At 64.8% G+C, this 24,588-nt stretch carries 21 protein-coding genes; 8 read left to right on the top strand and 13 right to left on the bottom strand.

From position 1 onward, the window contains the following. Positions 1–177: 177 nt before the first annotated feature. The 9 genes from ACFDR6_RS11000 to ACFDR6_RS10960 all read right to left on the bottom strand — a co-directional run bounded on the left by ACFDR6_RS11000 (position 178) and on the right by ACFDR6_RS10960 (position 8,442). On the bottom strand, positions 178–576 hold the full coding sequence (locus tag ACFDR6_RS11000; RefSeq protein ID WP_195798296.1) for a HesB/IscA family protein: 399 nt from the start codon (positions 574–576) through the stop codon (positions 178–180). A gap of 49 nt (positions 577–625) precedes the next feature. Further along, on the bottom strand, positions 626–997 hold the full coding sequence (locus ACFDR6_RS10995) for an SUF system Fe-S cluster assembly protein (RefSeq protein WP_212085606.1): 372 nt from the start codon (positions 995–997) through the stop codon (positions 626–628). Continuing rightward, positions 994–2,241: a cysteine desulfurase gene (locus tag ACFDR6_RS10990; protein ID WP_317239650.1), complete on the bottom strand. Its 1,248-nt coding sequence runs from the start codon at positions 2,239–2,241 to the stop codon at positions 994–996. Before ACFDR6_RS10990 ends, ACFDR6_RS10995 begins: the two co-directional genes overlap by 4 nt. Further along, the gene (gene sufD, locus ACFDR6_RS10985; protein WP_317239651.1) at positions 2,238–3,542 is read right to left on the bottom strand and encodes a Fe-S cluster assembly protein SufD; all 1,305 of its coding nucleotides are present in this window, start codon (positions 3,540–3,542) and stop codon (positions 2,238–2,240) included. The genes ACFDR6_RS10990 and sufD overlap by 4 nt, the downstream gene beginning before the upstream one ends. 11 nt (positions 3,543–3,553) lie before the next feature. Next, a complete protein-coding gene (sufC, locus tag ACFDR6_RS10980; RefSeq protein WP_212085618.1) occupies positions 3,554–4,306 on the bottom strand; it encodes a Fe-S cluster assembly ATPase SufC in 753 nt (250 codons plus the stop codon). 130 nt (positions 4,307–4,436) lie between these two features. Then, positions 4,437–5,933 (bottom strand): Fe-S cluster assembly protein SufB, encoded by a 1,497-nt coding sequence (sufB, locus tag ACFDR6_RS10975; protein WP_212085620.1) that lies wholly within the window; start codon positions 5,931–5,933, stop codon positions 4,437–4,439. Positions 5,934–6,058: 125 nt separating this feature from the next. After that, entirely contained in the window at positions 6,059–7,198 is a 1,140-nt protein-coding gene (locus ACFDR6_RS10970) for a cysteine desulfurase family protein (protein WP_375858260.1), read from the bottom strand. A gap of 9 nt (positions 7,199–7,207) precedes the next feature. Next, positions 7,208–7,504, bottom strand: coding sequence for a hypothetical protein (locus ACFDR6_RS10965; protein WP_375858259.1), 297 nt, complete (start codon positions 7,502–7,504; stop codon positions 7,208–7,210). A gap of 95 nt (positions 7,505–7,599) precedes the next feature. Continuing rightward, a complete protein-coding gene (locus tag ACFDR6_RS10960; protein WP_375858258.1) occupies positions 7,600–8,442 on the bottom strand; it encodes an acyltransferase family protein in 843 nt (280 codons plus the stop codon). A 179-nt stretch (positions 8,443–8,621) separates the two neighbouring features. Between ACFDR6_RS10960 and ACFDR6_RS10955 the strand changes: the two genes are divergently transcribed. Then, positions 8,622–9,479, top strand: coding sequence for a LytTR family DNA-binding domain-containing protein (locus ACFDR6_RS10955; RefSeq protein ID WP_375858257.1), 858 nt, complete (start codon positions 8,622–8,624; stop codon positions 9,477–9,479). A gap of 337 nt (positions 9,480–9,816) precedes the next feature. Next, positions 9,817–10,464, top strand: coding sequence for an alpha/beta hydrolase (locus ACFDR6_RS10950; RefSeq protein ID WP_014495555.1), 648 nt, complete (start codon positions 9,817–9,819; stop codon positions 10,462–10,464). On the opposite strand, the gene ACFDR6_RS10945 is transcribed toward ACFDR6_RS10950, so the two are convergent. From ACFDR6_RS10945 to ACFDR6_RS10935, 3 genes are all read right to left on the bottom strand, one after another. Then, positions 10,461–10,784: a DMT family transporter gene (locus ACFDR6_RS10945; RefSeq protein ID WP_375858256.1), complete on the bottom strand. Its 324-nt coding sequence runs from the start codon at positions 10,782–10,784 to the stop codon at positions 10,461–10,463. The genes ACFDR6_RS10950 and ACFDR6_RS10945 overlap by 4 nt on opposite strands. 11 nt (positions 10,785–10,795) lie before the next feature. Beyond that, positions 10,796–11,473, bottom strand: a complete 678-nt coding sequence (locus tag ACFDR6_RS10940) for a glutathione S-transferase family protein (protein WP_375858255.1) — start codon at positions 11,471–11,473, stop codon at positions 10,796–10,798. Positions 11,474–11,688: 215 nt separating this feature from the next. Beyond that, positions 11,689–12,792 carry an anhydro-N-acetylmuramic acid kinase gene (locus tag ACFDR6_RS10935; RefSeq protein ID WP_375858254.1) on the bottom strand — a complete coding sequence of 368 codons (1,104 nt, stop codon included), beginning with the start codon at positions 12,790–12,792 and terminating at the stop codon, positions 11,689–11,691. Positions 12,793–12,958: 166 nt separating this feature from the next. On the opposite strand from ACFDR6_RS10935, the gene tyrS reads away from it, so the two are divergent. The 4 genes from tyrS to ACFDR6_RS10915 all read left to right on the top strand — a co-directional run bounded on the left by tyrS (position 12,959) and on the right by ACFDR6_RS10915 (position 18,242). Then, positions 12,959–14,212 carry a tyrosine--tRNA ligase gene (gene tyrS, locus ACFDR6_RS10930; RefSeq protein ID WP_212085640.1) on the top strand — a complete coding sequence of 418 codons (1,254 nt, stop codon included), beginning with the start codon at positions 12,959–12,961 and terminating at the stop codon, positions 14,210–14,212. A gap of 57 nt (positions 14,213–14,269) precedes the next feature. Further along, positions 14,270–15,541: an MFS transporter gene (locus tag ACFDR6_RS10925; RefSeq protein WP_212085642.1), complete on the top strand. Its 1,272-nt coding sequence runs from the start codon at positions 14,270–14,272 to the stop codon at positions 15,539–15,541. A 221-nt stretch (positions 15,542–15,762) separates the two neighbouring features. Further along, positions 15,763–16,167: a DoxX family protein gene (locus ACFDR6_RS10920; RefSeq protein ID WP_212085643.1), complete on the top strand. Its 405-nt coding sequence runs from the start codon at positions 15,763–15,765 to the stop codon at positions 16,165–16,167. Positions 16,168–16,547: 380 nt separating this feature from the next. Then, a complete protein-coding gene (locus tag ACFDR6_RS10915; RefSeq protein WP_375858253.1) occupies positions 16,548–18,242 on the top strand; it encodes a methyl-accepting chemotaxis protein in 1,695 nt (564 codons plus the stop codon). Positions 18,243–18,393: 151 nt separating this feature from the next. On the opposite strand, the gene ACFDR6_RS10910 is transcribed toward ACFDR6_RS10915, so the two are convergent. After that, the gene (locus ACFDR6_RS10910) at positions 18,394–22,206 is read right to left on the bottom strand and encodes a YhdP family protein (protein WP_375858252.1); all 3,813 of its coding nucleotides are present in this window, start codon (positions 22,204–22,206) and stop codon (positions 18,394–18,396) included. A gap of 195 nt (positions 22,207–22,401) precedes the next feature. Here ACFDR6_RS10910 and ACFDR6_RS10905 point away from each other — a divergent pair, with 195 nt between their 5' ends. Further along, on the top strand, positions 22,402–23,091 hold the full coding sequence (locus ACFDR6_RS10905) for a peroxiredoxin (RefSeq protein ID WP_375858251.1): 690 nt from the start codon (positions 22,402–22,404) through the stop codon (positions 23,089–23,091). Positions 23,092–23,201: 110 nt separating this feature from the next. Next, the gene (locus ACFDR6_RS10900; protein ID WP_375858250.1) at positions 23,202–24,554 is read left to right on the top strand and encodes a peptidoglycan DD-metalloendopeptidase family protein; all 1,353 of its coding nucleotides are present in this window, start codon (positions 23,202–23,204) and stop codon (positions 24,552–24,554) included. Positions 24,555–24,588: the final 34 nt, after the last annotated feature.

The following is a 24,588-nucleotide window of genomic DNA, read 5'->3' as shown; positions in this document are numbered from 1 at the left end:
CGTCCCCGCCTTGTGCGCAATTGCGCACTGGCGCGGGGACCCATAACCACAGGGAGAAGTTTAGCGAAGACTGTTCGTCATGCCAGTGTCGGTACGAACACCGCCCGACACCGATAGATCACGCGGTATGGGTCCCCGCGTTCGCGGGGACGACAGCGGAGGGCTCGGCGAGCCGGGCTACCCGTCGATCTTGGCCGGCCGCAGCTCGACCGACTCGCCGCAGCCGCAGGCGGAGATCTGGTTGGGATTGTTGAAGACGAACTGGGCCTGCATCTTGTCGGCCTTGTAGTCCATCTCGGTGCCGAGCAGGAACAGCACGGCCTTGGGGTCGACCAGGATCTTGACGCCCTTGTCCTCGACGACCTCGTCGGTCGGGCGGACGTCATGGGCGTATTCGACCGTGTAGGATTGGCCGGCGCAGCCGCCGTTCTTCACGCCGACGCGCAGGCCGACGATTTCGGAATCGGCGCGCTGGGTCAGCTCGGAGATGCGCTGGGCAGCAGCGTCCGTCAGCCGCATCACCTGCGGGCGGGGCCGCCGGGGCTTGGGTGTCGAAGCTGGTGTTGCCTGTGTCATGTTATGTATGTGGTCCGTTGCGGAGCGAATTCAATGCGAGCAGAAACCGTCACCACATGTTGAGCACGAGGCGCGCCTCGTCGCTCATGCGCTCGGGCGACCACGGCGGCTCCCAGACGACCTTGACGTCGACCACGCCGACGCCTGGCACGCTGGCAACCGCGTTCTCGACCATGGTCGGCAGCTCGCCGGCGGCCGGACAGTTCGGCGTCGTCAGGGTCATCTGGACGTCGACGGAGCGGTCATCCTTGATCTCGACCTTGTAGATCAGGCCGAGCTCGTAGATGTCGGCCGGGATTTCCGGGTCGAACACGGTCTTGAGACCCGCGATGATCTCGGTGGTCAGCCGCTCGGTCTCCTCCGGCGGCAGCGCCGACTGAGTTTCCATCGGACTAGCTTTGATTTCGGCCGTGTCACTCATGCGAACAAATCCCGCGCCTTCAGAAGCGCCTGTGCCAGATGATCGACTTCTTCCCGCGTATTATACATGCCGAACGAGGCCCGGCAGGTGGCCGTGACGTTGAACCGCTCTAAAAGAGGCATCACGCAATGGGTGCCGGCGCGCACTGCGATGCCCTGGCGGTCGATCACGGTGGCGACGTCGTGGGCGTGCGCGCCCTTGAGCTCGAAAGAGATCACCGGGCCCTTGCCCCGCGCCGTGCCGATCAGCCGCAGCGAGTTGATCTCGCGAAGCCGATCCTGCGCGTAGGTGGTGAGATCGTGCTCGTGGGCGGCGATGCGCTCCTTGCCGACCGAATTGACGTAGTCGATGGCGGCGCCAAGGCCGACGGCCTCGACGATCGCGGGCGTGCCGGCCTCGAACTTGTGCGGGGGATCGCCATAGCTGATGAAGTCGCGCGAGACCTCGCGGATCATCTCGCCGCCGCCGTTGAAGGGACGCATCGCGACGAGATGGTCGTACTTGGCCCAGAGCACGCCGATGCCTGTCGGGCCATAAACCTTGTGGCCGGTGAAGACGTAGAAGTCGCAGCCGAGGTCCTGGACGTCGACGGGCAGATGCACCGCGCCCTGACTGCCGTCGACCAGCACGGGAATGCCGCGCGCATGCGCGATCTTCACGACGTCCTTGATGGGCACGATGGTGCCGAGCGCGTTCGACATCTGCGTGATCGCGACCAGCTTGGTCTTCGCGGTCAGCAGCTTCTCGAACTCGTCGACGAGGAAATTGCCCTCGTCGTCGACCGGCGCCCATTTGATCACGGCACCCTGACGCTCCCTCAGGAAATGCCAGGGCACGATGTTGGAATGGTGCTCCATGATCGAGATGACGATCTCGTCGCCTTCCCCGATGTTCGGCCCGCCCCAGGACGAGGCGACCAGGTTGATCGCCTCCGTCGCGTTGCGGGTGAAGATCACTTCTTCCGTGCGAGGCGCGTTGATGAACTGCGCGACCTTGGTGCGGCCGCCCTCATAGGCTTCCGTCGCGGCGTTGGCGAGGTAGTGCAGGCCGCGATGCACGTTGGCGTATTCGCTGGTGTAGGCCTGCGTCATGCGGTCGAGCACGGCGCTGGGCTTCTGCGCCGAGGCGGCGTTGTCGAGATAGACCAGGTTCTTGCCGTAGACCTGCATGGCGAGCGCCGGAAAGTCCTGGCGCACGCGTGCGACGTCGTAAGTTCCGTTCTTGACCGCGGGATGCGTGCTCATTGGCGCCGCTCCAGCCAGCGCTCGGCGATGCCGATCACATGCTCGCGCAAGCCGTCATCGGCGATCTGCTCGATCGCCTCGCCGACGAAAGCCTGGATCAGCAGCGCCTGGGCCTGCTTCTCCGGCAGGCCGCGCGCCTTCAGATAGAACAAGAGGCTGTCGTCGAGTGCGCCGGCGGTGGCGCCGTGGCCACAGGAGACGTCGTCGGCAAAAATCTCGAGCTCAGGCTTGTTGTCGGCCTCGGCTTCGTCCGAGAGCAGCAGCGCGCGGATCATCATCTTGCCGTCGGTCTTCTGCGCGTCGGGACGGACGATGATGCGGCCCTGGAACACCGAATGCGCGCGGTCGTCGATCACGGCGCGGAAGATCTCGCGGCTGACGCAGTTCGGCACGGCGTGGTCTACCACCAGCGTGGTGTCGCCATGCTCGGTCTTCTGCAACAGGTTCACGCCATTGGCGGAGAGCTCGCTGCCCTCGCCCGCCAGCGTGATGAAGCCCTGAAGGCGGCTGACCGCGGCGCCGGTCGTCATGTTGAAAAAGTTGAACTTCACATTGGCGCCGATGGTGACGAAGTGCGACGAGACATTCACCGCATCAGGCGCATCATCCATCAGGCGGATGTGCGCGACATCGGAATCGTCGCCGACCGTGACAAGGACGGCATCGTTGACCTGGTAGGCCTTGGCACCCGCCGCGACGAAAGTCTCAACGATGGTGGCGCGAGCGCCCTTCCCGATCGCGATCTGCGAGCGGGTGAACGCCGAGGCCGACGCGGCGGTCGCGATGTGGACGATCTGGATCGGCGCGGACAGCCTGGCGCCGTCGGCAATCGACAGCAGGACGCCATCGGTCGCCATCGCCGCGTTCAGCGCGATCACGGCGTCAGTCGACGCGGTCTTCAGCAGACCGGCATCCTTTTCCAGCGTCTCCCGCAACGTCCTGAAGCCCGCCTCGGCGGCAAGTGCCTTCACGTCGGAGAGCTCAGCCGCGAACACGCCGTCGACCAGCACCAGCTTGCGGGCGCCGTCGATCGCATGCGCCTTCACCGCATCCGCGGCACGCTTCAGCGCGGCCGCATCGGGCGCGGCTGACAGCGGCAGAACCTCGCCGACCAGCGCACGCAGATCGGTGTATTTCCATTCCTCGATCCGGCGGTGCGGCAGGCCGAGACGCTCATAGGTCTCGAATGCCTCGCGGCGCACGGCGGTGATCGCGGGCGAACCCGGCAGCCGGCCTTCGGCGCTGGTGAAGAGATCGCTCACCGCGCGGCCCTTTCCGGTCTTTGCCACAGCAACGTTCATCGCAAAATTCCTTACGCGGCATCCTCGAACTGGGCGTATCCGGACGCCTCCAGCTCCAGCGCCAATTCCTTGCCGCCGCTCTTCACGACACGGCCCCTGGACATCACGTGCACGACATCGGGCACGATGTAATTCAGCAGCCGCTGATAATGGGTGATCACGACCATCGCGCGCTTCGGCGAATGCAGCGCGTTGACGCCGTCGGCCGCAATGCGCAGCGCGTCGATGTCGAGGCCCGAATCCATCTCGTCGAGGATGCACAGGCTCGGCTCGAACAGCGCCATCTGCAGCACCTCGTTGCGCTTCTTCTCGCCGCCGGAGAAACCGACATTGACGCCGCGCTTGAGCATGTCCTGCGGAATGTTCAGCGACTTCGAGACCTCGCGAACCTTCTTCAGGAAATCCGGCACCATCAATTCGCTCTCGCCGCGCGCCTTGCGCTGCGCGTTGAGCGCGGTGCGGAGGAAATTCATGGTGGTGACGCCGGGAATCTCGACCGGATACTGGAACGCCAGGAACACGCCCTTGGCGGCGCGCTCCTCGGGCGCCATCTCCAGCAGATCTTCGCCCTTGAACAGGATCTGTCCGTCGGTGACCTCGTAGCCGGGCTTGCCGGCGATGACGTGCGAGAGCGTCGACTTGCCGGAGCCGTTCGGCCCCATGATCGCGTGGATCTCGCCCTCGTTCACGGTCAGCGTCAGCCCGTGGAGGATCTCGCGCTCCTCGACACGAACCTTGAGGTCTTTCACTTCAAGCAAAGCCATTTTGTTTTCCATCTATCTCCTCATCCTGAGGAGCGCCGAAAGCGCGTCTCGAAGGAATGAGGCCACCAATCTTTCCGGTATCCATCCTTCGAGGCGGCCGCTTGCGCAGCCTCCCCGGATGAGGTCCGAGCTAGCCGACCGACCCTTCCAGCGAGATCGAGATCAGCTTCTGCGCTTCCACCGCGAACTCCATCGGGAGCTGCTGCAGCACGTCCTTGACGAAGCCGTTGACGACGAGGCCGACCGCCTCTTCCTGCGAGAGACCGCGCTGGATGCAGTAGAACAGCACGTCCTCGGAGATCTTCGAGGTCGTCGCCTCGTGCTCGAACGTCGCAGAGGAGTTCTTGGCTTCGATGTACGGCACGGTGTGCGCGCCGCATTTGTCGCCGATCAGCAGGGAGTCGCAGGCGGTGAAGTTGCGCGCGCCGGTCGCTTTCCGATGAGCCGTCACAAGACCACGATAGGTGTTCTGCGACCTGCCGGCGGCGATGCCCTTGGAGATGATGCGGCTCGACGTGTTCTTGCCGAGATGGATCATCTTGGTGCCGCTGTCGACCTGCTGGAAGCCGTTCGAGATCGCGATCGAGTAGAACTCGCCGCGCGAATTGTCACCGCGCAGGATGCAGCTCGGGTACTTCCAGGTGATGGCCGATCCGGTCTCGACCTGGGTCCAGGAGATCTTGGAATTGTTGCCGCGGCAGTCGCCACGCTTGGTGACGAAATTGTAGATGCCGCCCTTGCCTTCCGAATTGCCGGGATACCAGTTCTGCACCGTCGAATATTTGATCTCGGCGTCGTCATGGGCGACGAGCTCGACCACGGCGGCGTGGAGCTGGTTCTCGTCGCGCTGCGGCGCCGTGCAGCCTTCGAGATAGGAGACGTACGAGCCCTTGTCGGCGATGATGAGCGTGCGCTCGAACTGGCCGGTGTTGCGCTCGTTGATGCGGAAATAGGTCGACAGCTCCATCGGGCAGCGCACGCCGGGCGGCACGTAGACGAACGAGCCGTCGGAGAACACCGCCGAGTTCAGCGTCGCGTAGAAATTGTCCGAGGTCGGCACGACCGAGCCCAGATATTTCTGCACCAATTCAGGGTGCTCGCGGATCGCCTCCGAGATTGGCATGAAGATCACGCCGGCCTTCTTCAGCTCCGCCTTGAACGTGGTCGCAACCGAGACCGAATCGAAGACAGCATCGACCGCGATCTTGCGGCGCGCGGGGTCTTCCTCGCCGGGCTTGGGTTCCACGCCTTCGAGCATGGCGACTTCCCGCAAGGGGATGCCGAGCTTCTCGTAGGTCTTCAGGATTTCAGGATCGATCTCGTCGAGCGAGGAGATCGTCTTCTTCGGCTTCGGGGCCGCGTAGTAATAGAGGTCCTGGAAGTCGATCTTGGGATAATCGACACGCGCCCAGGTCGGCTCGGTCATGGTCAGCCAGCGCCGATAGGCTTCGAGCCGCCACTGGAGCATCCAGGCGGGCTCGTTCTTCTTCTCGGAGATGAACTTGACGGTATCTTCCGACAAACCCTTGGGGGCCTTGTCGGACTCGATCAGGGTCTCAAACCCATAACGATATTGATCGACGTCGATGCGCTTCACGCGCTCGACCGTCTCTTGTACGGCTGGCATTCCATCCTCCGCTCGCGGTTTCAAGGACCGCGGTGGATCAAACTCGAACGAGTATTACGACGTCTATTACGATGTTTTTTGGCGGAAAGCACGGGCTTAGAACCGTTCAAGCCGTGTTTCATCGCTTAGCCCTTAAGTAGGGTATTACCGAGCTTTCGCCAAGCCTCTAACGCCCTATTGATGTCATCCGGTTCGGTGGACCAGCCCAGACTGAGACGCACCGCTCCCTGGGCGACCACCGGGTCATAGCCCATGGCCGAAAGAACGTGGGACGGCTGGACCTTTCCCGAGGAACAGGCAGAACCGGAGGAAACTGCGACGCCTTCGAGGTCGAAGCCAATCACGGCCGTCTCGGCCTTGAGACCGGGCGCCGTAAACAGAACGGTATTTGGTAACCGCTCGACATCATCTGAGAAGATCGTTGCGGCTGCAATCCCTCGAACGCCATTTTCCAAGCGTATTCTGAGGGTTGCCATTTGTTCCGCATCCTCCCGCAGAGCCTGAAGGGAGGCCTTCACCGCCGCGCCAAAGCCCGCGATGCCGGCGACATTCTCAGTTCCGGCACGACGGTTGAGCTCCTGTCCCCCGCCTCGCAGGACGGGCTCCAGACCGGCGATCCCCTCGGCCACGACCAGGGCGCCGATCCCCTTGGGGCCGCCGATCTTGTGCGCAGAAAAGGTCGCAAGGTCTGCGCCTACAGCCTTGATATCGAACGGGACTTTGCCCAGCGCGTGGATCGCATCGACGTGCAGGAGGCCCCCCGCCTCGTGAACGATACGTGCCGCCTCGGCGATTGGCTGGAGCGCGCCCGTCTCGTTGTTGGCGGCCATGACCGAAACCAGCGCCGGCGGGCCGTCATTGAGCTGGGCCTTCAGATGCTCGACGTCGACCACGCCGGAGCGGGTGACCTGGATCAGACCGATCGTGGCTCCGGGGAATCGCCCCCCGGCCAGCACCGAAGCGTGCTCGACCGCGGAGACCAGCAGCCGCTGGACAGGGCCGCCGGCCGGTCCGCGCAGGCCCGGCGACAGCGCCAGCGCGTTGGCCTCGGTTCCGGCCGAGGTAAAGACGACGTTCCGGGGCAACGCACCCACTGCCGCAGCCAGCTCGGCGCGGGCCTCCTCGACCAGCCGCCTCGCCTCCCGCCCCTCGGCATGGACCGACGACGGATTGCCGAGGAGGTCAAAGGCCGCAACCATCGCCGCCCGCGCCTCGGGGCGCAGCGGCGTGGTCGCGTTCCAGTCGAGATAGACACGGGTCGGCATCTGGCCCTCTTAGCACCTTTTGCCATCCGGCCAATCGGACGGCCGCGCGCGTCGGGCCGGTCGAGGCTGCTCCATTCTGGCGGCCGTCCGCGGCGCCGCCCGCAATCCGAACAGAGGGCGGAGCCAAGCGATGCGCCGGACGAGCTCATAGGTCACCACACATGTGAGCGCGGTCCCGATGATGACAATGGAGGCCTCGATCCCAACCGGGAGACCGCTGTCATGCAATGCATGCGCGATCACGATGATCGCGGTCTGATGCATGATGTAATACGGGAAGATCGCATCGGTCAGATAGCGGCGCACGGGACTGTCGGCTGTGAAGCAGCGCCGCGCAAAGCCCAGCACAGCGGCGATCGCGAGCCATTGATAGCAACCATAGGCCGAGGCGGCGCCCCACTTCAGCGCGGTGACGGCACGAAAACGCCGGCGCGAACCAGGATGAAGGCAAAGAAGCAGGCACCTGCAGCCACCAGTGCCGCCCAGCGCTGGCGCTCGAGGTTGCGCCAGATCCCCTCCTGCTTCGCCAGCAGGAAGCCGAGCAGGAAGGCCGTCGCATGGTCCGCATGGTTGTACCAGTCGCCGAACAGCGCATGCGTCGACGGGAAAGCCGGAAACAGCACCAGGCGCCAAGCCGCAAACAGCAGGCAAGGCACGATCAGGAGCCATGGTCCGGCGAGCACGACAGCCAGCTTCCGGCCGAGCCACTCGGCGCCGGCCGGCCACAGCGCGAGCACGCCGATCAGGGCCATCGTGTAGACCCACAGATAGACCACGAACCAGAGATGGTTCCAGGTCGGCAGCACGATGCAGGGGTTCGGACAGAACTGCGCGCCGAAGGCAAAGTAGTGCCTGAGGTAGAAATCGAAGAAGCCTGCGGGATAGCCGAGGCTTTCCACGATCTGGAGATAGGATTGCGGCGGCACGATCACGAGCATGCCGAAAATCAGCGGGATCAAGAGCCGCGCCGACCGCGCCCCGGCGAGCGAGGCCAGACTGGACTTGTCGAGCATGAAGCGGGTGGCAACCCCGGACACCAGGAACAGCAGCGACAGCCGCCAGGGGTTGACGAACAGCATCACCGGTTCCAGCCAGGTCAGCCGGTGCACGCTCTTGATGTGAAATCCCCAGGACACGTAGAGCATGCCGACGTGGTAGAAGATCAAGAGCCCGAAGGCTAAAATCCGCACCCAGTCCAGATCGATGCGCCTTTCCGGGTTTTGGAATTGCTGTGGTGTTGTCATGGTTTTCTGCTCCTTGACGGGTCGACAAACGCGGTGCTCGGGCCATGGCTGACACCGAAAATGCCCCGCCGTCGGAGCGCGTCGAGCCGGTTTGGGATCAGAATCGGAGCCGAGGGGACGAGCCGCCGGCGGCTGGGACGAACAGCGGGCCTTTTGGGATCAGCGGCGACGACCGGACGATGTTCGCTGCGATCGCGGCCGTCGCGCTCGCGATCGGAATCGTCAATGCGCTCTCGGGCGCTCAGGACGCCGCCTGGCGCGGCGACACCTACGACATCGGCCGGCGGCTGTTCTGGGAGATGTCGAGCATCTCCGTCATCCTGCTGCTGCTGCCGATCCTGGTGCTGGCGGTCCGCCGCATGCGCCGGACACCTGGCCTGGCCGCACGTGCAGGAATCGGGGCGGTCGCCCTGCTCGGCTTCTCCGCCCTCCACATCACCGGCATGGTCGCAGTGCGGAAGCTCGTGCTCTGGCTGGCCGGAGGCGCCTACGACTTCCGCTTCTCGCTCGCGACGGTCCTGTACGAATTCCGCAAGGACGCCGTGGCCGTTGTCCTGATCGCCAGCACGATCTGGCTGCTCGAAAGCCGGCGCGAGTTGAGGAAGGCCGCAGTCGCTCCGCCGGCGCCGCCTGCCCCGCAACGATCGTCGTCCCCCGAGATGATCTGGCTGCGCGACGGTACGAGCCGCATTCGCGTGGTGCCGCGCGACATCCTCTGGGTCGCGTCCGCCGGCAACTACATCGAGTACAGCCTCGCCGACGGCACCCGGCACCTGATCCGGGGCACGCTCGCAGCGGCGGAAAGCGAGCTGGCGCGCTTCGCTATCGTTCGCATTCACAGGACCAGGCTTGCCAATCTCGATCGGGTGCGCGGCGTGGACCTCAAGGCCTCAGGAGATTTCGAGCTCGCCTTCGACAACGGCCAGACGCTCGGAGGCAGCCGGCGCTACCGGCCGGCGGTCGCCTCGCTCGGAAGCCGAACAGCCCCAGTGGGAATCGCCCCCGCCGATCGGCCGGAGATCCATAAACAGTCGTAATTCCAATCGGTTGATCGGTGCGGTACGGCTGAGCAGCCGCCCCTGCCGCCTCCCGGCTAAATCCAGGCAGCGTCCCCGTCACCCGCGGCAAACCGGGCATGACGCTGCGATGACTGGCTAAGCTCTTGAGCCCATTGAGAGATGTCGAAGAAGCTTGCTTTTTGACCCTTGCCTCGTGTTAGAAGCGCGCGTCAGTTCACCTGCGCGCCACTCGCGCATCATCCGAGGGCGCGCCTCTCCACCTTTCATCCGTGCTCTCGTCGGCGGCGACGCCAGGTGAGCCTCAATCGGACGATTGCGCAGGGATCACCTCCAAGGGACTCAATCAGAGACATCCATGCCTGAAGTCATTTTCACCGGCCCTGCCGGCCGCCTCGAGGGCCGCTATCACCCGGCCAAGCAGAAGAACGCGCCGATCGCGATGATCCTGCATCCGCACCCGCAGTTCCACGGCACGATGAACCATCAGATCGTGTACCAGTGCTACTACGCGTTCGCGCATCGCGGCTTCTCGGTGCTGCGCTTCAACTTCCGCGGCGTCGGCCGCAGCCAGGGCTCGTTCGACCACGGCACGGGCGAATTGTCGGATGCCGCCGCAGCGCTCGACTGGGCGCAGACCATCAATCCCGAAGCGCGCGCCTGCTGGGTCGCCGGCTTCTCCTTCGGCGCCTGGATCGGCATGCAGCTCCTGATGCGCCGCCCCGAGGTCGAGGGCTTCATCTCGATCGCACCGCCCGCCAATCTCTACGACTTCTCGTTCCTCGCGCCCTGCCCGTCGTCGGGCTTGATCGTGCACGGCGAGAAGGACGCAGTGGTGCCGCCCAAGGACGTCAACACGCTGGTCGAGAAGCTGAAGACGCAGAAGGGCATCGTGATCGACCAGCAGGTCATCCCCGGCGCCAACCATTTCTTCGACGCCAAGCTCGAGCCGCTGATGGAAACCATCACGGCGTATCTGGACATGCGGCTGGCGAACGTTCGCTAAGCCAGCTTGAGCGCCACGATCCCCGCCAAGACGAGCGCGATGCCGACCATCTTCATCGCGCTCAAGGTCTCGCCGAACAGCACCACGCCCATCACGAAGGTGCCGGCCGCGCCGATGCCGGTCCACACCGAATAGGCAACGCCGACCTCGAGCACCTTCAACGCGCGCCCGAGCAGGACGACGAAGGCGGCGAGCAGCACGAGCGAAATGATGCTCCAGCCCGACCTCGTGTAGCCTTCGGCATATTTCATCGAGATCGCCCAACCGACATCGAGCGCGCCGGCGACCACCAGCATCAGCCAGGCCATGGATTGCGACATCGGCGTTGCGCTCAGGCCGCGAGCTTGAGCAGATGCGCGTCGTGGCGGACGAGGAAGGCGCGCAGCAATTGCGGATAGTCCTGGCCCACGGCAGTCCGGACGCTCGGACGCTTCGATAGCTCCGCACGCCAGTCCCGGACCTTCGGCACGTCGTTGAAAATGCCGTGCTCGGTCAATTCGTCGAACAGGTCGAAATAGCGGAAGATCGGCGCGAAGACCGCATCGACCAGACTGAACGCATCGCCGGCGAAGAACGGACCCCCGCCTAGCGCGGCTTCGACACGCGCGAATTTTGCGACGAGCGCCTGCCGCTTGCTTTCGAACGTCGCGGCATCCGTCGTCGTCTCCAGCCCCCAGAGATCGCCGAGGATCGCCGAGCCGAACTCCATCCAGGCGCGGTGCTCGGCACGCTTCAGCGGGTCAGCCGGATGCAGTTTCGCACCGCCTTGGGTCTCCTCGATGTACTCGCAGATCACGTTGCTCTCGAACAGCGCGACCTCGCCCTTGTCAGTCGTCACCACCAGCACCGGCACCTTGCCGAGCGGCGACAGTTTCAGAAACCAATCGGGCTTGGCAGCGAGATCGATGTCGACCCGCTCGAACGGAACGCCCTTCTCCTTCAACGCGATCACGGCGCGCTGCACGTAGGGACAGAGCTTGTGGCTGATCAGTTTCAGTGAGGCGGTCATGGCATTGATCCCGGCGGTTGGATGCAGATGCATCTAAGATAGATGCATCTGCATGCACCCGTCAAGATCAATGCAGTTGCATTAATTGGAGCGGAGCGAAGCGATCGCAGGATCGTTGCGGTATTAGGATGACGGCGCTGGCGTCGGGCAAAACACCGCAAGCCTCGTCACCCCTTCCGGCAAAAATATTCCACTTTCCCGAATTGAAGCCGCCCTCAGGGCCGCGCGATCACCCCGCCCGTCATCGGCATCGGCACGCCCGTGGTCGCCGGATAGGACAGCGGCAGGCCCTTCAGGCCGCGGGCAGCGAGGAAACCGAAGGCCTGGGCTTCGATGGCATCGGAGGCCCAGCCGAGCGTCTCCGCCGCCTCGACGGTCGCAGAGCCCACCCGCTCCCGCAGCATCCTGAGCATGGTGAGGTTGCGGGCGCCGCCGCCGCAGACGATCCAGCCCCGCGGCCGCCGCGGCAACAAGGGGATGATCCGGGAGATCGCCGCCGCGGTGAAGGCGGTCAGGGTCGCCGCGCCGTCGGCGGGCGCGACGTCGCCGAGCTTGAGTGCAGCGAAGTCGTTACGGTCCAGCGATTTCGGCGGAGGCAACGTAAAGAACGGCAGCTTCAGTGCGCTGGCGATCCAGGCCTCATCGACCTTGCCGAGAGCTGCAAATCTTCCTTCCGCATCGAACGCCTGGTTCATGGCGCGGTACATGAAATCATCCAGCAGCGCGTTGCCGGGGCCGGTGTCGCAGGCGATCAGCGTCTCGTTGCCGTCGATATAGGTGATGTTGGAAACGCCGCCGATATTGACCACGACGATCGGCCCTTCGCGGCCCAGCGAATGGGCGAGCGCGCGGTGGTAGACCGGCACGAGGGGCGCGCCCTGCCCGCCGGCCTCGACGTCTGCGGCGCGGAAATCAAACATCACCGGAACGTGGATCGCCCTCGCCAGCGCCGGCGCGTCGCCGATCTGGACCGTCAGCCGCTTCTCGGGGCGGTGCAGCACGGTCTGGCCGTGGAAGCCGACGATGTCGATATCCTCCGGCCTCATGCGATTCTGGGCGAAGAAGGCGGCCACCGCCTCGGCATGCGCCTGCGTCACGGCGCGCTCGGCATCGGCCAGCACTCCCGGCCGGGCTTCGCGTTGCGGCAGGTGCACAGCCTCGGTGAGCGCCTGGCGCAGCAGATTGCGCTCTGCCGGGCTATAGGGCCGGTAGCCGGTCGCGCCGAACGCCTTGACCTGCTTCCCGTCGGTCTCGATCAGCGCGACGTCCACCCCGTCCAGCGAGGTACCGCTCATCAAACCGAGTGCCGTCAACATCATGGGATCAGCGTCCTCGAAAGTCCCGCGCCGGCATGCCGATCTTGTGCCAGAGGGACACATCTTATAATGCCACAGCGCCAAGCGGCGGGCAGCCATCGGGTTCCCACCCAAGACCCTTAAATTGCCCCCAAAACAGTAAACCAAGAATTGTCAGGCGCGCCGACAGATGACTGCATTTAAATCGGATTTCCTCAATACCCTGCAGGAACGTGGTTTCATCCACCAGTGCTCCGATTTCGAGGGGCTGGACGCGCTCGCCGCCAAGGGCGAAGCGACGGCCTATGTCGGCTACGATTGCACCGCCCGTTCGCTGCATATCGGCAATTACCTGACCATGATGATGCTGCACTGGCTGCAGCAGTCCGGCAACAAGCCGATCACGCTGATGGGCGGCGGCACCACCATGGTGGGCGATCCCTCCGGCAAGGACGAGACGCGCGCGATGCGCACCGTCGCCGAGATCGAGGCCAACAAGGAATCGATCCGCGGCGTGTTCGCGAAGGTGCTGCGCTACGGCGAAGGCAAGAGCGACGCCGTCATGCTCGACAATGCGGAGTGGCTGACCAGGCTGAACTGGATCGAGATGCTGCGCGACGTCGGCCGGCACTTCTCGGTCAATCGCATGCTGACCATGGACTCCGTGCGGCTGCGCCTCGAGCGCGAGCAGGAGATGAGCTTCATCGAGTTCAACTACATGGTCTGCCAGGCCTACGACTTCGTCGAGCTCGCCAAGCGTACCGGCTGCAAATTGCAGATGGGCGGTTCGGACCAGTGGGGCAACATCATCATGGGCGTCGATCTCGGCCGCCGCATGGGCACGCATCAACTGTTCGCGCTGACGACGCCGCTGCTCACGACGGCCTCGGGCGCCAAGATGGGCAAGACCGCGCAAGGCGCGGTCTGGCTCAACGCCGACCAGTTCTCGCCGTACGATTTCTGGCAGTACTGGCGCAACACCGAGGATGCCGACGTCGGCAAATTCCTGAAACTGTTCACGACGCTGCCGATGAGCGAGATCAAGAAGCTCGAGGCGCTCGGCGGCTCGGAGATCAACGAGGCCAAGAAGGTGCTCGCGACCGAGGCAACGGCGCTGCTGCACGGCCGCGATGCCGCGAACGAAGCGGCGGAGACCGCGCGCCGTACCTTCGAGGAAGGCGCGCTCGCCGAGAGCCTGCCGACGGTGGAAATTCCGCGCGGCGAGTTGGAGGCCGGCCTCGGCGTGCTCAACGCCTTCGTCAAGGCGGGTCTCGTCACGTCCAACGGGGAAGCACGGCGCCAGATCAAGGGCGGCGGCCTGCGCGTCAACGACGAGCCGGTCACGGACGAGAAGATGGCACTCTCGGCGGCCAATCTGACGCCCGAAGGCGTGATCAAGCTCTCCTTCGGCAAGAAGAAGCACATCCTGATCAAGCCTGCATAGGCGTATGAGCTTTTCACTGCTTGTCAGGGCGCGCGGATACGCGCTCCCTGACGAGCAATGGACCAGGACACGCCCAAAGCTGCGGTCAAGGAAACGAGCAAGGACGGCGTAGCGGCGCCCCCGCAAGGTGCCGTGCGCGTCGCGCTCACCGTGCTCGCGCTCTGCTTCACGCTGGCCGTGCTCGGCCGCGGGCTCGGCGACAGCTTTACGGTTTTCCTGAAGCCGATCTCGGAGAGCTTCGGCTGGGACCGCGCGCAGATCGTCTCGGTCTATTCGCTCACATGGCTCGCGAGCGGTCTCACCGCGCCCTTCGTCGGCCGCTTGTTCGACCATTCCGGACCCCGCATCGTCTATGCGCTCGGCCTGTTGCTGCTCGGCGCGGCATTCCTGATCGCGGCCCACGCCCAGCATCTCTGGCAGTTCCAGCTCTCGATCGGCCTCTGCGTCGGCATCGGCGTCGCCTTCATCGGCATCGTGCCGAACTCGATCCTGCTCGGCCGCTGGTTCGGACCGCGTCTGCCGACCGCAATGTCGGTGGTGTATTCGGCCATGGGCGGCGGCGTGCTGGCGCTGTTGCCTGCCTCGCAGCTCCTGATCGATCACATCGGCTGGCGCGACACCTATCAGCTGTTCGGCTTGGCGGCACTGGGCCTGCTCGTTCCGCTGATGCTGCTGCCCTGGCGGCTGTTCGCCGCGGGCTCGCCGCATGTCGTGAAGAAGACCGATCCCGACTTCGTCGACAAGGGCTGGACGCTTCTCGGCGCCATGCGCCATCACGCCTTCTGGGCGCTGTTCGCGACCTTCTTCTTCACCGCCGTCGGCATGTACGCGATCGCCGCGCAGATCGTTGCCTATCTGATCGATGCCGGCTTCCCGCCGCTTCAGGCTGCGACGGCCTGGGGGTTTTCCGGAATCGTCCTGGTGTTCGGAATGTTGGGCGTGTCCGCGCTCGACGGGCTGATCGGGCGGCGGCCGTCGGTGCTGCTCAGCTACGCCATCTCGATCCTCGGCATCTTCCTGCTCTGGCTCTTGCAGTATTATCCGAACGTCGTTCTGCTCACGGGCTTCGTCATCTGCTTCGGCAGCATGATGGGCTCGCGCGGCCCCCTGATCAGCGCCACCGCGATGAGGATCTTCCAGGGCAAGCGCGTGGGAACCATCTACGGCACGATCTCGATCGGCAGTGGCCTCGGCTCGGCGTTCGGCTCCTGGAGCGGCGGGCTGATTCATGACGCGACCCACGGCTACAACGCGGTGCTTGCCTTCGCACTCGCGAGCGTGATCCTCGGAATGATTCCATTCCTGATCGTCCCCGCCTTGCGGCGGTAAGTATCCCGGAAGTAACCTGAGCGCGTTCGCGTCACCGGGGAATTACGGATGGGCACGACGCCAGCTCGTGCAAAAAAACGCGGGCCGCGCGCCTCTGTTGGCCGGGCGTGCGTTATTTTGTCCTACATGACGAAAATGTCAGAATGGAAATGACGCTGGGTGGCTTGCGAGATGGAATTGAATACGGTCCAAGTCGCCCATTGGATGGAGGGCACAAACCAATGGACTTTCCCTATCTCACTCGCTTCCAACCGGTTCTCTTGAGCCTGTTTCGCTTCATCACCGGCCTGCTGCTGTTTCAGTACGGCGTTGCCAAGATCTTCAAGTTTCCGGTGCTTCCATACTTCGCCAACATCCCGCCGCTGATCTACGCGGCCGGCGTGCTCGAACTCGTGCTCGGTGCGCTCCTGATGCTCGGCCTGTTCACCCGCCTCACCGCTTTCATCCTCGCCGGTGAAATGGCCTTCGCCTACTTCATGGGCCACATGTTCAAGGGCGAAACGCCGGTGTTCCTGCCGCTGCTCAATCGCGGTACCGAGGCGATCCTGTTCTGCTTTGCTTGTCTCTATCTGTCGGCTGCCGGCGGCGGCTCGGTCAGTGCGGATGCAGCGATGGGCAAGAAATAGCGGCGCGGACGCACTGCGCTGGCGCGCCCTCAAGTGACCCCGCAAGCAGGACGGCACCGGCGGATCCGCCGGTGCCATCTCAACGCGCGCCCAGCACGTTCCAGATCAGGACGAGGGCCGCAACCAGCAGCACGGACATGATGATGCGGTGAACGAATCGGTTCATCGCTGCTCCGGCCGCGCTTGATCATCACCAAATTCCGACATCATTTTTCCCCGCGACCTGACGCGCCACGTGCGGCGAGGCACGTTCGGCCTGCATGTTTGTGCACGCGGCTGCAGACGCTGCGCGCAGGAGCACGCCGCACGCGTCCATTCATGATTGGTAAGAACTTCATGCTACCGACACGAGCAATAACAACCATTCCGTAGGGGCTGTGATGAAGTTGCTGAGCCATCTGAAGATCCGCACCAAGCTTGCCAGCATGGTCTGCCTCGCGGCCCTCACGGTCACGGCCATCATCGGCGTATCCGCCCTGCTCAGCAAGAGCCGCATGATGGAGGATCGAGTCCAGCAGATGCGGACGGCGGTGGAGTTGCTCTACAACTACGCGCAAGCGCTCCAGGACGAGGTGACCGCCGGCAAGTTGACGCAGGCCGAGGCCAAGTCCCTGTTCCACCAGTGCGGCCGCCGCATGAACTTCAATGGCAACCAGGGCTACCCGGTGGTCTACAACCAGGACTCCTCCCTGGTCGTGAACGGCGCCAATCAGCAGCTCGAAGGCAAGATCACGGGCGCGAAGGACTCCAACGGTGTGCTGATCGCCGACGCCATCATCAAGGCGGGTGATCAGACCGCACAGGGCGGCGTAACCTCCTATCTCTACCCCCGCCCCGGCCAGACCGAACCTGTCCGCAAGACGGTGTTCGCGCGCAAATTCGCGCCCTGGAACGTGACGATGAGCTACGGCCTCTATGTCGACGACATCGACGCGGACGTGCGCGCGCTGACGCTGGAGCTCGGCGCGATCGGCATCGGCCTGATGCTGCTGATGGCGGCGCTGTCCTGGCTGATCGCCCGCGACGTGCTCGGCGCGCTCGAACGCCAGAAGAACCGCATGCAGGAGATCTCCGAAGGCGCGATCGACAAGCCGGTCGAGGAAACCGGCCGCGGCGACGAGATCGGACGCATGGCCGAGACCCTCGAAGTGCTGCGTCAGACGGCTTTGACGGCGCGCGCGCTGGAGGCCGAGCAGGTCGCCACCAAGACCCGCACCGAGCAGGAGAAGCGCGACGCCCTGATCGCGCTCGCCGACCGTTTCGATGCCTCCGTCGGCCAGCTCGTCGGCCTGATGGCCTCCGGCTCCGGCCAGCTCGAGACCACCGCCAAGTCGATGTCCTCGACCGCTGAAGGCACCAACCGCCGCGCCGCCGTCGTCGGCTCGGCCGCCACCGAAGCCAGTCAGCGCGTCCAGACCGTCGCGGCTGCCGCCGAGGAGCTGTCCTCCTCCATCACCGAGATCAGCCGCCAGGTCGCGCAATCCGCCGAGGTCACCGGACGCGCTGTCGACAGCGCGCGCCGCACCGACACCATCGTGCGCGCGCTCTCGGACGGCGCTCAGCAGATCGAGCACGTCGCCGAGTTGATCTCAAACATCGCCGCCCAGACCAATCTGCTCGCGCTCAACGCCACCATCGAGGCCGCCCGTGCCGGCGAAGCCGGCCGCGGCTTTGCCGTCGTCGCCTCCGAGGTGAAGTCGCTCGCGAGCCAGACCGCGGAGGCCACCCGCGAGATCGGCGACAAGATCGCCCAGATCCAGGGCGCGACCAGGGAAGCCGTCGACGCCATCGGCGGCATCACCGCCACCATCGAGGAGGTTAGCCGCATCGCCACCTCGATCGGCGCGGCGATCGAGGAGCAAGGCGCCGCCACCGCCGAGATCGCCCGCAGCGTCTCGCAGACTGCGGAGGCGACCCAAGAAGTCACCACCAATATCGGCGGCGTCTCCACCGCCGCCAACGAGACCGGCAATGCCGCCGGCATGGTGCTCGCCGCGGCCAGCAACCTCTCCAAGCAGGCCGAACAGCTCTCCGGCGAAGTCGGGACGTTCTTGGCCGGCGTGCGCGCGGCGTAGGCTGGCACTTAGAACTCAGGAAGTTTGGCGCTGAGGTGTCGCCACATCGTCATGGCCGGGCTTGTCCCGGCCATCCACGTTTTGGCCACGTCGCACGACGAATGTGGATGCCCGGGACCAGCCCGGGCATGACGGCATCTTGGGCTTTGCGCTACCGCCGCGCCAGGCTGCAGCCGCTCGACAGCTGGCGTGCCGAGCCGGTCGAGCCGTCGTTCGACTGCGAGGGGAATTCCTCGAACGGCGAATTCTGCTTGCCGGTGTTGAACTCGAAGATCTTGCGGAACAGGCCGGGCGCCATCGCCGAGATCGGATTGACGCGCATCACCGGCGCCGCCGGCGTGCCGACCACCTCATAGGTCACGCCGATCAACCCTTCATTGTTGCCGCCACCCAGGAAGATGCCGAACAGCGGAATCTGGCCGAAGATGTTGTTGACGCCATACATCGGGACGAAGGTGCCGCTCATGCAGACCTGGTTTCCGGGATAGTCGATCGATCCCTCGATGGTGGCGCCGATCATCGGGCCCTTGACCACGCCGTCACGGATCGTGAGCGCGCCGTTCTGCCGGGTGAACTCGGCGCGGAGCGCGCTGAAGGAGACGCCGTTGCCGGTGCCGTTGGGCGCGCCGGCGGCGACGCGTTCGAGCTGCGCCTCGCCCTTCACCGTGAAGTCGCGGACGTTGATCAGGCCCTCGCGCGAGGTGTTCGGCTCCGACGACGGCGGCTCCATCGCCACCACCATCTGGCCGCCGACCGCCTTGGTGTAGGTGTCGGTGAAGCGCAGCAGCGCGCCGGCATCGTTGGTCTGGAGGTAGATCACCTCGCGGCTGCCCTGCGCACGCCCGCCGCGCAGATCGGCCGCCACCGGAGTATCGCGGCCGATCTTGCCGCTCAGGGTGAAGGCCTTGATGGCGCCGTTGCGCTTCGACATCTTGGCATCGACGCTGCGCATCGCCTCGCCATTGAAACCGGCGACGGCACCGAGCTTCACGTCGATGTCGAAATCGACGTTCTTCATCTTGTTCCTGGAATCGTCCTTGGAATTGCCTGAGATCGCCGACTTCAGGAAACCGCGGCCATCGAACACGTCGCCGCGCATGGTGCCCCTGATGACGCCGTCCTGACCACGCTCGGCCTTCAACGACGTCTTGTCGCCGTCGGACGGCGAATAGGTCGGGAAGTTCACGTTCATGAGGTCGCCGTTCGCGTCGACCTCGAGCGAGCCCCTGATCGAGGCGCCGCCGCCTTCAACGACGATGTCCTCCAGCCGCGTCGATTGCGCCGTCGGCACCACCTTGAAGCTGGCCTTGCCCGATTTCCCCGGCAGCTTGACCCAGCCCGGCAGGATATTGTCGAGCTTGACCGATGTCAGGTCGGCCTCGACGCCGAGCTTCGTCGTCTGGTCGGGACCTGCGGCGATCTTGCCCGACAGCTTGATCGGCAACGATCCGCTGACGGCAGGGCCGAGATCGAATCCCAAGCGCGCCCGGCTCGCATCGTCCAGCGTCGCCTGCAGTCTGACGTCCGCATCGCCTTCGGCCGGCTTGCGATAATCGAGCGAAGCCGCCTGCCCGTTGATCTTGACGTCGCCCTTAACCTGATACCCCCCGTTGTTCGCGACGATCTTGAGGCTGTTGGCCTCCAGCTTCTGGTTCATCACCAGCTTGTCGGCCGAGAAGCCGTTGAGGTCGGCCGCCACGGAATAGGTCGTGTCAGACTTGGTCAGCTCACCCTTGACCGGCAGTCCGAGCTGGATGTTCGCCGTGAATGTCCCCTTGCTGGTGTTGGGATCGACGACGGTCGACGACAGATCGCTCAAGCGATCATTGGAGAGCATTTCAGCCGCCGCGGGCACCGGACCCTCGACGCGGAATTTGGTCCGCGACGGCGACGGCTTGGGCGCCATGTCAGGCACTTCGAACACGAAATCGGAAATCGTGACCTTGCGGCCGGCGGGCGTATCGGCAATGCCCTGGCTGATATTCACGGTCGCGGTGCGCCCGGTTACGCGCGCCTTCAAATCGGCATCGTGCACGACCGGCATGCCGTCCACGGGACGGACCGCGACGCCGCTCGCCACGATGTTGACCGACAGGCCGTCGTCGGGAATGGGCGGGCCCTTGCGTGGAAGGTTCTTCGTCGGCGAATTGACGCCGATCTCGATGCGCTGAAGCGTACCGCGCTCGATCCGCTCGATCACCCATTCGCGCAACTCTGGAACGACCAGCGTCGGCCACATCCGCTTCAGCGCAGAGGCCGACATCGGCGTTCCCGCAAAGCCCAGCGTCAGGCGCGGCTCGCCCGAATAGTCGATGGCGCCGGTGCCGGCGACGCCGATCTCGCCATTGCTGATGTCGGCTTGCGTCAGCAGGAAGCGCTTGTGGTCGGTGTCGAAACGGAAGCCGATCGCAATGCGGTTGAAGACGAGCGGCGGCTCGTTGTCGATACCGCCGAGTAGGATCGAACCGCCACTGAAGCCGAGCTGCCAGTCATTGACGGTGCCGTTGGGCGGCTCGAGGTGGGCCAGAAGCGTCAGACGGTTCGCACCCGACAGGATCTTGAACGGTGCGACCAGCACCCGGCGATTGGCATCCCACTCGACGTTGATCTCGGCCTGGTCGATCGCCATCGGATAGTCGGGCGTGTCGGTGTCGATGATGTTGCCCGCGCCGACCGCGATCTTGCCGCGGAAGAATGTCGGCACGCCATCGCGGCCGAGTTCGCCTTTGAGCTCGCCCGTCAGCGGCAGATCGGCCGTATAGGTGAGGTCCTTGACCCGCAGCGCCAGCAGGATGTTGGAGGTCGAGACCTTGTCGGCCTTGATGTCGACCGAGCGCACGCCGTTCTCGGCCGGCCCGATCGTGGCGCGCAGCATCCACGGGCGTGCGCCCTCCTCGCCCAGGCTCAGCGTAACGCCGCCGCGGCTCGGGCGGCGCAGGCTGAGCGTGATGTTCTCGAACGACCATTTGCTGCCGCGCTGCTGATCGTCGACGATCAGATTGCCGTTCTTCAAACCGATCTCGTTGAGATTCTGGCCGTCGAGGCCGGTCATGCTCAAGCTGTCGAGCCAATCGAGGCCCTGCAGGATTCCGCTCTGCGCGGTTGCCTGAGGCGCCGCCTGGGACGTCTCCGGGCTCGCAGGCTGCTGCGTGACGAAGGGCGGCGGCGGAACGCCTGCGCGGGGGAATGTGGGCGGCAGGCCCGCCTCTTTCTTGGAGGCCACGCCCGTTGCCAGTGGCTTCGTGGTGTCACCGGCCGAAACCGTGACCGTGCCATCGGGCGCGATGCGGATCGCGAGCTCTGCGTCGACGAGATTGAGGCTTTCCGCGCGCAGATGCCCCATCAGCAGACCCGCACCCGACAGCTTCACCTCGGCCTTGGGCGCGCTGGCAACGACGGCGTGATCGCGGTCACGGACGACGATGTCACGGATGCGGACGGCGATGCGGATCCGCCCGGCCCGCTCGATCTGGGTGCCCCCGATCTCAACCGTGTTGCCGTGACCGATGTTGTCCTCGATCGCGGCCGCCAGCCATGGCGTTGCGATGTCGAGATTGATCGGACCTGCACCGAGCCGCCACCAGAGCGCACCGAAACAGCCGACGAAGATGACGACGAGAGTCCCGACGACGAGGATGAAACGCTTCAGCCACCGATCGGCGGCCAGCCAGCGGCGCAACGCCCCAAACCCGTCACCGACGCGATGAAAGCCCGAATTGGAACGCGACAACAACCGGCGCGCGCGATAGCCCGCGGCCGCCTCCTGATCCGGGTCCCAATCGGCGTCGTCCCATTCCTGCGGTTGTTGCCCGCCACCACGCCGATCGAAGTCCCGATTGTAATCCTGGGGCGACTTATTCCTTGCCATTGCCTCTCGATACAGGCGCCCGTCGTAGGATTGAGCGCCGCCGGGACCACAGCCGTCCACGGGACGCGAAGCCCCCTGCGCCGGCACTGCAGCCATACCTCGAATATTCCTGCTGTTCGTCATTTCGCCCCGGGAGCGCGTTCAACGAGCAGTGGGGTGGTGCGTGGAATTCCTTGTAACCATACTCCGGCGTCGCCAGACTTGCCCAGCCGAGGGCGCGATTCCGGCACGCCGGACGAGAGCTGCAATACCGTTTCGGTTGACCCGCCGAAAGCGTCGAAAGGAAGGCGTATGTCCAAGAAATCCCGAACGAAATTGTCCAAAACGCCCTCCGGCAGTCCGACGGCTAAAAAGAAGGCCCTGAAAGCACGGGCATCGACTCAAACAAGCTCCGCGAAAACGCAACGGACACCGGCAGGCAAATCAACCGGGAGCTTGGCAAAAGCAGGATCACATAAGGCCGCATCGAAACAGTTAAATTCCTCCAAATCGGCATCCGCGCCCGCAAGCGCGAAATCGGGTCCCGCCGAGGGCACCAAGGCCCCCGCCTTCCGCCTGCCCCGCGACGGCGGCGAGATGGTCACGTTGGCCGACTATGCCGGCCAAAAGCTGGTCCTGTTCTTCTACCCGCGCGCCGATACCCCCGGCTGCACCCGGGAGGCGATCGATTTCACCCGCCTGGCTGGCGCTTTCGCGGCTGCCGCCACCGCCGTGCTCGGGATCTCAGCCGATCCGTTAAAGGCCCAGGAGAAGTTCCGCAACAAGCACGATCTCGGTGTCCCGTTGCTTTCGGACGAGCAACACGAGATGCTGGAAGCCTATGGCGCCTGGGGCGAAAAGTCCATGTATGGCAATAGCTTCCTCGGAATTCTTCGCACCACGGTGCTGATCGGGGCTGATGGCAAAGTGGCCAAGGTCTGGCGGAATGTCCGGGTCGACGGACATGCCGATGCGGTGCTGGAAGCGGCAAGAAGTCTTTAACCAGTCCTTTAAATTCGCATGTTCCCGTTTCCGGAAAATTAACCATGACCGGCCCAGATTGCTGCGGCAATTAAGCCGTACGGACTCATCCGACCGGCGCGGGAGTGCCGATGTCGAAAAGTTCTGCCCAATACTCGCAGTACCCCCAACATCATCCTCACGACCACGGACGGGCCTTCCAACGCCGGCCCGCTGTCGCAGCAGCCGCAGCGCTTCCCCTTCCCGCGACCGACGACGCCTACACCATCGTCCACGCCGGCAAACAGGTCCGCTTCGGGCCCGTGGTGTTCTGGATCGTGGTCGGTACGGTGGTGCTGCTCGGTCTCTGGTCGGCGGCGACCGCCACTTATTTTGCTTTCCGTGACGACGTCCTGACCCGGCTGATCGCGCGCCAGGCCGAGATGCAATACGCTTATGAGGATCGCATTGCCGAGCTGCGCGCCAAGGTCGACCGCACCACCAGCCGCCAGCTGCTCGACCAGGAACAGTTCGACCAGAAGCTCGACCAGATCATGAAGCGGCAGACGGCGCTGGAGTCCCGGGCCACGGCGCTCGGGGCCATGCCCGACGTGACCGGCTCGATTCCCCGGGCGACCCCACAGCGCGGCGATGCGAGTCAGAGCACGCCAAAACCCTCACCGATCAGCGACACCGTGATCTTCGTGGCACCGCCGGACCGCGAGGCGCGGCTCGAATCGCGCGCGCCGGCCGTCTCTGGCCCGCCGACCAGCCAATTCGCCAAGAACCAGGGCTTCGACAACGTCCTCGTCCGGCTCACGACCTCGCTCGACCAGGTCGAGCGTCGCCAGATGGCGACGCTCAGCGCAGTCGAGGAAAGCATGGATTCGCGCATGCGCCGGATGCGCGGCGTCGTCAGCGATCTCGGCCTCAATCTCGCCCATCTCGAAGCCGCCGTGCCGCGCGCGGCGATGGGCGGGCCGTTCGTACCCGTCAAACTGACGGCGAATGCCGGACCATTCGAGAAGCAGCTCAACCGCATCAACATCACGCGGGCCGAGATGGATCGTCTCAATCGAACGCTGGCGCTGGTGCCTTACCGCAAGCCCGTCATCGGCGAGGTCGAGTTCACCTCCGGCTTTGGCGTCCGCAGCGATCCCTTCCTCGGACGGCCCGCGATGCATACCGGGCTCGACTTCCGCGCCGCCAGCGGCGATCCGGTTCGCGCCACCGCCTACGGCAAGGTGGTCTCCGCCGGCTGGTCCGGCGGTTACGGCCGCATGGTCGAGGTCGACCACGGCAACGGGCTTTCGACCCGCTACGGCCATCTCTCCGAGATCAACGTCAAGGTCGGCGAGACCGTGAAGATCGGCCAGGTGATCGGCCTCGTCGGCTCGACCGGCCGTTCCACCGGGCCGCATCTGCATTATGAGACCCGCATCGAAGGCGAAGCGGTCGATCCGCAGAAGTTCCTGCGCGCCGGCGTCCGCCTCAGCGCGGGCTAGCGCTGGCGCAACGTCGCGAAGTGAAACGCGCGGG

Origin of the sequence: Bradyrhizobium tunisiense (assembly GCF_042263385.1) — a bacterium.
In the GTDB taxonomy this organism is placed as follows: Bacteria; Pseudomonadota; Alphaproteobacteria; order Rhizobiales; family Xanthobacteraceae; genus Bradyrhizobium; species Bradyrhizobium tunisiense.
Note: the sequence above shows the minus strand (reverse complement) of the source record. Positions and strands in the feature narration are given on the sequence as shown.